General features: G+C 43.7%; 4 protein-coding genes and 1 pseudogene. 4 read left to right on the top strand and 1 reads right to left on the bottom strand.

Features of this window, described 5'->3' with window-relative positions; genetic code table 11:
* Positions 1-146: pseudogene (locus QUB68_RS05630) on the bottom strand (photosystem II q(b) protein); the annotation flags it as partial.
* A gap of 735 nt (positions 147-881) precedes the next feature.
* On the opposite strand from QUB68_RS05630, the gene QUB68_RS05625 reads away from it, so the two are divergent.
* From QUB68_RS05625 to QUB68_RS05610, 4 genes are all read left to right on the top strand, one after another.
* Positions 882-4,508: a GAF domain-containing protein gene (locus QUB68_RS05625; protein ID WP_332990140.1), complete on the top strand. Its 3,627-nt coding sequence runs from the start codon at positions 882-884 to the stop codon at positions 4,506-4,508.
* A complete protein-coding gene (locus QUB68_RS05620) occupies positions 4,505-4,894 on the top strand; it encodes a response regulator transcription factor (RefSeq protein ID WP_106150427.1) in 390 nt (129 codons plus the stop codon). Before QUB68_RS05625 ends, QUB68_RS05620 begins: the two co-directional genes overlap by 4 nt.
* 109 nt (positions 4,895-5,003) lie before the next feature.
* A complete protein-coding gene (locus tag QUB68_RS05615; protein ID WP_332990138.1) occupies positions 5,004-6,422 on the top strand; it encodes an adenylate/guanylate cyclase domain-containing protein in 1,419 nt (472 codons plus the stop codon).
* Positions 6,423-6,675: 253 nt separating this feature from the next.
* A complete protein-coding gene (locus tag QUB68_RS05610; protein WP_332990136.1) occupies positions 6,676-7,563 on the top strand; it encodes a metallophosphoesterase in 888 nt (295 codons plus the stop codon).
* Positions 7,564-7,644: the final 81 nt, after the last annotated feature.

Below are 7,644 nucleotides of genomic sequence, written 5' to 3'. Positions count from 1 at the left end.
ACGTAGCAGATAGTAGCAGTGAGCAAGGTAGGAATCATCAAGACGCCGAACCAGCCTACATAGAGGCGGTTGTCGGTGCTGGTGACCCAGTTGCAGAATTGCGACCAGATATTGGCGCTTTCGCGCTGTTGTAAGGTTGCTGTCATGTGTTTATGATTGCTGTATTTGGTTGTCAATGTTCGGATGATGTCTCTATTATTAACGGTACTGTTAAGGTTTGTAAAGGGGTGTAACGACAGTTTACCTGATGACGCTCATCAGGAAAGCTGATGAGGGTGATGCGTGGGCGAAAAAAGCCGTGAAGCGTAGCTATCCCGAGTGTGAACCGCCCGCATGAATTGATGTTTTGAGGATAAACTCACATCTTCCACCCGTCGCCACAGTCCCTCTCTGGCCGGGCTTCTAACCGCGCCACAACATTTGATTTGTTGTGGAACAAGCACGCGAGGACGTTGCGGAAACTAATACAAAATGCGTAATTAACCCAGTAGGGGTAATCCCCGCAGTTGCCCTCCCGGATCGGGATGCGGCGCGGTGTCGCAGCTTTGAAAATTGCCAAAAGAATATAAATGCGGGCAGGGAATGCCTGTCTGAAGGCGATCGAGCGCGTTTTAAACAGCTTGTCACGCAAGTCATATATCATAAAAATACTGTCGCAGTTGGGGGCGTCAGGCCGCTTCAATAAGGGCAGCGTTCGATCGACGACAATTGAGATCGTGCGATCGCAACGCCAGCGCGCACAGAGCCTTAGTTGCTACTTATAAAACCATCGCAGCCAATCCTGTCGAAAGTTTATTGAATAGAAGATAAAATTGAAGACAGAATTATCAGAACAAACAACTATCAATACTTAATAAGCTTACCAAAAGAGAGTCAAACCTATGCCAGAAAATCATGTAGTATTAGATCCCGAAGATTACGAGTCCCTCAAAAGCCAGGTAGAAACCCTCAAAGCGCGCGTTGCCGAACTAGAGTCTGCCGCTAAACCAGAAGCCGCTAGAATTGCGAAACAAAAGGCGCTGTTTGCTGTAGTGACCAAAATTCGGGAGTCCCTAGACTTAGACATTATTTTTAAATCAACCGCCCGGGAAGTGCGCCAACTGCTGAATGCCGATCGAGTGGGAATGTTTCAATTTTACCAGGATTCAGGATTTGACGACGGCGAATTTGTGTCTGAAGACGTGTTGCCTGAGTTTGACTCAGCAAAAGCTGTCAAGGTACACGACCACTGCTTTGGAGAACAACACGCAGTACACTATCAGAAAGGAAGAATTCAGGTTGTTTCTGATATTTACAATGCTGGATTGAGCGATTGTCACATTGCTATTCTTGCCCAGTTTCAGGTGAAAGCAAACCTAGTTGTACCTTTAATTAAAGGACATCAACTTTGGGGATTGCTGTGCATTCACCAATGTCACGCCCCACGCCAGTGGCAAGAAGATGAAATTGAGTTTGTCACTCAAATTGCGGTGCATTTGGGAGTAGCAATACAGCAAGCAAAACTTTTACAAAAAGCCCAGAAGCGGTCAACAGCACTCCAGACTACTCTGGAGGCTCAATTGCGAAAACGCACTGAAGAGCTGGTGAAGGAAGCAGACCGAGAACGAGCAGTAACTCGGATGATTGACAAGATCCGCCAAACCTTAGATATGGAAACAATTTTCCAGACAGCAACGACAGAAGTGCGCAAACTTTTGAATGTCGATCGCATTGCTATTTATCAATTCCGGGAAGACTATTTCGGCGACTTTATCTTTGAATCTGAATCCGGCGAATGGCCGAAATTGGTAGGCAGCGGTTGGGAAGACCCCTACTTAAACGAACACCAAGGAGGTCGATTCCGGTGCGCCGAAACCTTTATAGCTGATGATATCTACAAGGCCGGTCAGAGCGATTGTCACATAGAAGCTTTAGAATATTTTGGCGTCAAATCCTGTGCGGTAGTTTCGATTTTTAAAGGAGAGAAACTCTGGGGATTGCTCAGTGCATTTCAACATACAGGTGCGCGGCACTGGGAAGAAACGGAAGTCAAGTTGCTAAATCAAATTGGTACTCATTTGGGAGTGGCTTTGCAGCAGTCCGAGTACCTAGAACAAATACAGTTTCAAGCTAAACAGCAGGCGAAAGCAGTAGAACAGGAACGCACATTAACCCGAGTAATTGAACGAATTCGCCAGACGCTAAATATTGACAAAATATTTAGCGCGACGACTCAAGAAGTGCGGCAACTCCTCAATTGCGATCGTGTAGGAGTTTACCGTTTTTTTCCTGACTGGAGCGGGGAATTTGTCTCGGAGTCGGTAGCAGAAGGTTGGATACCTTTAGTAACTGAAAAAGTTAAAACAGTCTGGCAAGATGATTATTTGCAAAAAACTCAGGGCGGCAGGTATCGCAATCAAGAAAATTTTGTAGTTAATGACATCTACAAAATTGGTCACTCTCCATGTCACGTAGAAATTTTAGAGCAAATTCAAGCCAAAGCATATTGTGTAGTGCCTGTTTTTGTGGGGGAAAATCTCTGGGGTTTGCTAGCAGCTTACCAGAACTCGGGCCCCCGTGAGTGGGAAGCGGGAGAAGTGAGGTTACTGGCTCAGATTGGCAGTCAATTGGGAGTAGCTATGAACCAAGCAGAATTGCTCGATCGCACTAAAAAGCAGTCCTGGGAATTGCGGACGACTTTGGCCGACTTAAATGCGATCGTTGACAATTTAGCTGACGGGTTATTAGTTACTGACATTGAAGGTAAAATTACCAGGTTTAACCCGGCCCTGGGGGCGATGTTTGAATTGAAAGATGTTGACCTCAAGGGGAAAAAAGTATCTGAAATATTTCCTAAAAAATTAGCAAAATTGGTGGAGGCGACAGAGCATCGAGAGGGAGAAATTGTGACGCTGGAAGTGGAACTGGGAAATTCTAGGATCGGTCAAGCTTTAGCGACAACTATTCTCAAAGAGGCGGTGAAAGACGAAGCCGATCGCTCTCTGGGTTCGGTGATTTTGATTAGAGATGTGACGGTGGAACGAGAAGTTGACCGGATGAAAACAGATTTTCTGGCTACGGTTTCTCACGAACTGCGAACGCCTTTAACTTCGGTTTTGGGTTTTGCTTCGCTGATTAAAGAAAAACTAGAAGAAGTAATTGTTCCAGGAGTGCCAGCGGCAGACCGCAAAATAAAAAAAGCCTTGAATAGAGTGGGAGACAATATCAACATTATTGTGTCAGAAGCTGAGCGGTTGACATCTTTAATTAATGATGTTTTGGATATTGCTAAGATGGAAGCGGGGCGAGTTGAATGGCAGTTGCGGCCCACAAATCCAGTGCAAATCTTAAAACAGGCGATCGCTGCTACGTCATCTTTATTACAAAAGAATAATTTGAATTTGATTAAAGATTTTAGCCCCGGACTGCCGCAGGTATTAGTAGACCGCGATCGCATGGTTCAAGTCGCGATTAATTTAATCTCGAATGCAGTCAAGTTCACAGAATCAGGTTCTGTAACCTGTCGTGCCCGAGTAGAAAATGACGAGTTGGTTATTAGCATTATCGATACTGGCATCGGTATTGCACGAGAAGACCAAAGCAAAGTTTTTGAAAGATTTAAACAAGTCGGAGATATCCTGACAGAAAAGCCGAAAGGAACTGGCTTGGGGCTGCCAATTTCCAAACAAATTATTGAACACCACGGCGGTAGAATTTGGCTAGAAAGTGAGTTGGGCAGGGGCAGCACTTTTTCGTTTAGTATACCGCTCGTAAAAAATATTGAACTGGTGGAAAAATGCGAAAATATTAATGATTTAATCGGTCAAGTGAAACAGCAAGTGCTCAGCAGAACTCCGCTCTCTATTAAAAAGGGCCAGCAGATTTTAGTTGTTGATGATGAGCCTAACATCCGGGAAATGCTGAGACAGTCCCTGGAAGAAGAAGGGTATAAAGTCGCGGAAGCAATTAACGGTATAGATGCTATTTCTCAGGCTAAAGCAGTCAAACCCGATCTGATTATTTTAGATGTAATGATGCCTCACATCGACGGTTTTGATGTGGCGGCGGTTCTCAAAAATGACCCGGAAACTCTGGGGATTCCGATTATCATCGTTTCCCTGATTCAAGACAGAGACAGGGGCTGGCGTTTGGGAGTAGATAGTTATTTTACCAAGCCTATAAATATAGCGGCACTGTTAAAGGAGATCGGCTTACTGCTGCGGCAAGAGATGTCTAATAAGACGGTGTTGGTGGTTGTTAGCAATGCTTCTACTCTCAAAACTTTGTCGGCTACGTTGGTTTTTCAGGGATATAATGTGATCGAGGCCTCTGATGTTACAGAATGCCTGGATCGAGTTAGGGCGATCGAGCTGGATTTAATTATTATTGACGAAGCGTTATCTCAAGACCAAGAATTAGTCAAAAAATTGCGCCTTACTAAGGGCTTGGAAAAAGTCTCCATAATTGTTTTGGGAGATATTGCAGAGGATAACGCGATGAACAAACAAATTAATGAGGAATTTCTATGAAAAAAGTTTTAATTGTGGATGATGAACCGAATATTCTGATTTTGATGGAGCAGGCTCTAGAAAAGTTGGAAGATGAGGATGATGTAGAGTTGCTGACTGCGAGAGATGGACTGGAGGCATTGAACATAATTAAGGAAGAAAAGCCAGATTTAGTCTTTCTCGATGTAATGATGCCAAAAATGAGTGGGCTAGAGGTGTGCAATACGGTGAAAAATGAACTAGGGATGGAGGATGTTTACATTATTATGTTGACAGCTAAGGGACAAGAATATGATAAGCAAAGCGGTATGGCGGTGGGGGCAAATCTTTATATGACTAAACCTTTTCGCCCGAAAGAAGTGCTAGTCAAAGCTAGGGAGATTTTGGGTTTGACGGCACAGATGTAGGGATAGGTACACAATTAATTGACAAGAATATTCTTTAGTTTTTGGTCGTTTGTGACTGGTTAAAAACTAATGACTAACGCTCGCTCACTCATGACTAATAGCAAAGTAAATGGTTCGCATCAATCTCAAAAAATTGATTTCTAAGAAAGATTTGCGGGCGGTAATTGAGGGCGCGCTCGGTGTTTTAGACGCTCCGATCGCAATTCGGAATGTTGAAGGAACTATCTTATTTGGCGAAGACTGTCAGACATCCTTAAATACCTATCCTATCATCCTAGCCGATGAAGTTATCGGTTACGTAACAGGAACTGAAAAAGCAGCATTTATTGCCGATATGCTGGGTTTTGCTGCCAGCGCCGACTTGGATACAAGAACTTTGGCTGTGGATACTTTAGATAAGTACGAAGAAGTTAATTTTTTGTACGATTTCTCTAGCAAAATAGCTACTTGTTTGGGAGTTTCTGAAGTCAGTCAATTGGTGGTAACTGAAGCTAAAAAATTGATTGAAGCTACCAATATTTCGGTCATGCTGATTAATGAAAAAATCGGCAAACTGGAGATTGTTTCGGCGCGGGGTAAGGAGTATAACAGCAAAACAAAAATCGGCCCAAATATAGGGATAGCAGGTCATATTCTTGTTTCGGGAAAAGCTGAAATAGTCAATGATGTCTTGTCCGATCCCAGATATGTTGCGGGAGACAATGAGATGCGTTCTCTGATTTGTGCGCCTCTAACAACGCAGAATGGTACGATCGGCGTAATCAATATTAGTCATAACGAACTTGTTAACTATACGGCACAGGATTTAAAATTATTTACGGCTTTGGCATCGCAAGCGGCGGCGGCGATCGAAAATGCGCTTTTACATGAAAGTAAATTGAAGGAAGAACGGATTAAAAATAATTTGGAAAGATACCTTTCCCCCCAGGTGGTGCAAGCAGTAATTGAAGCTAAAGGAGAGATTTCTCTCAATCCGACTAAGCGAAATATAACGGTTCTTTTTTCTGATATTAGAGATTTTACTACTAAGTGTGAAGAGCTTCCGGCTGAAAGAATAGTGATGTATTTAAACGAGTATTTCACGGAGATGGTAGAGGTGATTTTTAGTCATGAAGGTACTGTGAATAAGTTTGTGGGAGATATGATTGTGGCAATGTTTGGGGCGCCTTCGGAGGTGGCCGATCGCGAAAGGAAGGCGATCGAAACTGCGATCGATATGCAGCGCCGGATTAGAAGAATGTCGATTTCTTGGATTGCGGATAATTTTCTGACTGGTATTGGCATTAGTTCGGGGGAGGTAGTTGTTGGTAATATTGGTTCGCCGCAGCACATGGACTATACTGCAATAGGGGATGAGGTGAATATTGCATCTAGGTTGCAGTCAATGGCCCAGGGAGGGCAAATTTTGGTCAGCGATAGCGTTTACAGCGCTACTAAAGATATGTTTGAATTTAGGAAAATTGGCTCGGTGATAGTTAAAGGTAAGAAGAAAGCTGTCGAAACTTTTGAGGTGATTTATCAAAAGTGAAGGAAGTTCGGCAACGGATTATGTAACGGATGTAACGGATGTAAGAAGCCAGAAGCCAGAAGCCAGAAGCACCTTATTGCTTAGTTAGGAGTTATTAGTTATTGGTTATTGGTTATTGGTTATTGGTTATTAGTTATTAGTTATTGGTTATTGGTCAGATGGCAGAATGAAAAGTAAATAATATGGGGTTTGGCGGTCTTGCTTGTTTATTTGCTACACTAGAGATTGCGCTCTGTCAATAAACATTAGATTTATGCACAGGTTATTAACTGGGAAACTGCGGGTAGAATGTTTAACAATACCGATCGCCAATTTGCCCGCAAATCTATCCGGTACTAAAATTGTACAGCTTACCGACTTTCATTATGACGGAGAGCGGCTGTCGGAATGGTTGCTAGAAGAGGCGATTGTGGCAGCTAATGAAGCTGAACCAGACTTTATTTTTTTAACCGGAGATTTTATTAGCTACGATCCGGCGCCTATTCACGACTTAGTACAACGCTTGAAAAGCTTGCAAAGTCGGGTGGGAATTTACGCCGTTTTGGGCAATCATGACCACTATTTCCCGGGGGCAAAAACTGAGATTGCTAATGCTTTGAATAAGGCAGGTATTCGGGTTTTGTACAACGAAGCAGTCTATCCTTTGGGGTCTGAATTGGCTTTAGTTGGGCTGGCAGATTTTTGGTCGGGCGATTTTGCACCTGCGCCTGTAATGGCATCAATCAATCCGGCAATTCCTCGGATTGTATTGTCTCACAATCCTGATACTGCTGAAAAGCTACAAAAATGGCGGATTGATTTGCAGTTTTCTGGACACACTCACGGCGGTCAAATTGTGATTCCTGGTATCGGGCCTTTGTATGCTTGGGTCAGAAAAATTGGCTATTTGATTCCTCAATCAATCCGAAAGTGGATTCCTTATCTGTCGGCTTGCGATCGCGTGGTGATTCACTGGGAATGGGCTAGCGGTTTGCATCAGGTTGGGAATAATTGGCTGTATGTAAATCGCGGTTTGGGAACTTATGCGCCAGGGAGGCTATTTTGTCCGCCGGAGGTGACAGTAATTACTTTGGTTTGTCAAGAAGATTGGGCGGTTTCAACCGCTTCTACACAGACAAAACCCGGATGGTGCGCGGGTTGAAGACTGGAAGGTTAAAATTATGTTGTTTTGTTCAGTCCGCGTCGGCGGAAGAAAGTTTAGACGCGGTTTCAACCGCCGTCT

The organism is Microcoleus sp. A006_D1 (assembly GCF_036702805.1).
In the GTDB taxonomy this organism is placed as follows: Bacteria; Cyanobacteriota; Cyanobacteriia; order Cyanobacteriales; family Microcoleaceae; genus Microcoleus.
The sequence above is the reverse complement of the archived record's forward strand: the minus strand, read 5'-3'. Positions and strand labels throughout refer to the sequence as shown.

Coding starts and splice junctions, on each gene's coding strand:
- QUB68_RS05625 (WP_332990140.1), top strand. CDS start 882: ATGCCAGAAAATCATGTAGTATTAGATCCCGAAGATTACGAGTCCCTC.
- QUB68_RS05620 (WP_106150427.1), top strand. CDS start 4,505: ATGAAAAAAGTTTTAATTGTGGATGATGAACCGAATATTCTGATTTTG.
- QUB68_RS05615 (WP_332990138.1), top strand. CDS start 5,004: ATGGTTCGCATCAATCTCAAAAAATTGATTTCTAAGAAAGATTTGCGG.
- QUB68_RS05610 (WP_332990136.1), top strand. CDS start 6,676: ATGCACAGGTTATTAACTGGGAAACTGCGGGTAGAATGTTTAACAATA.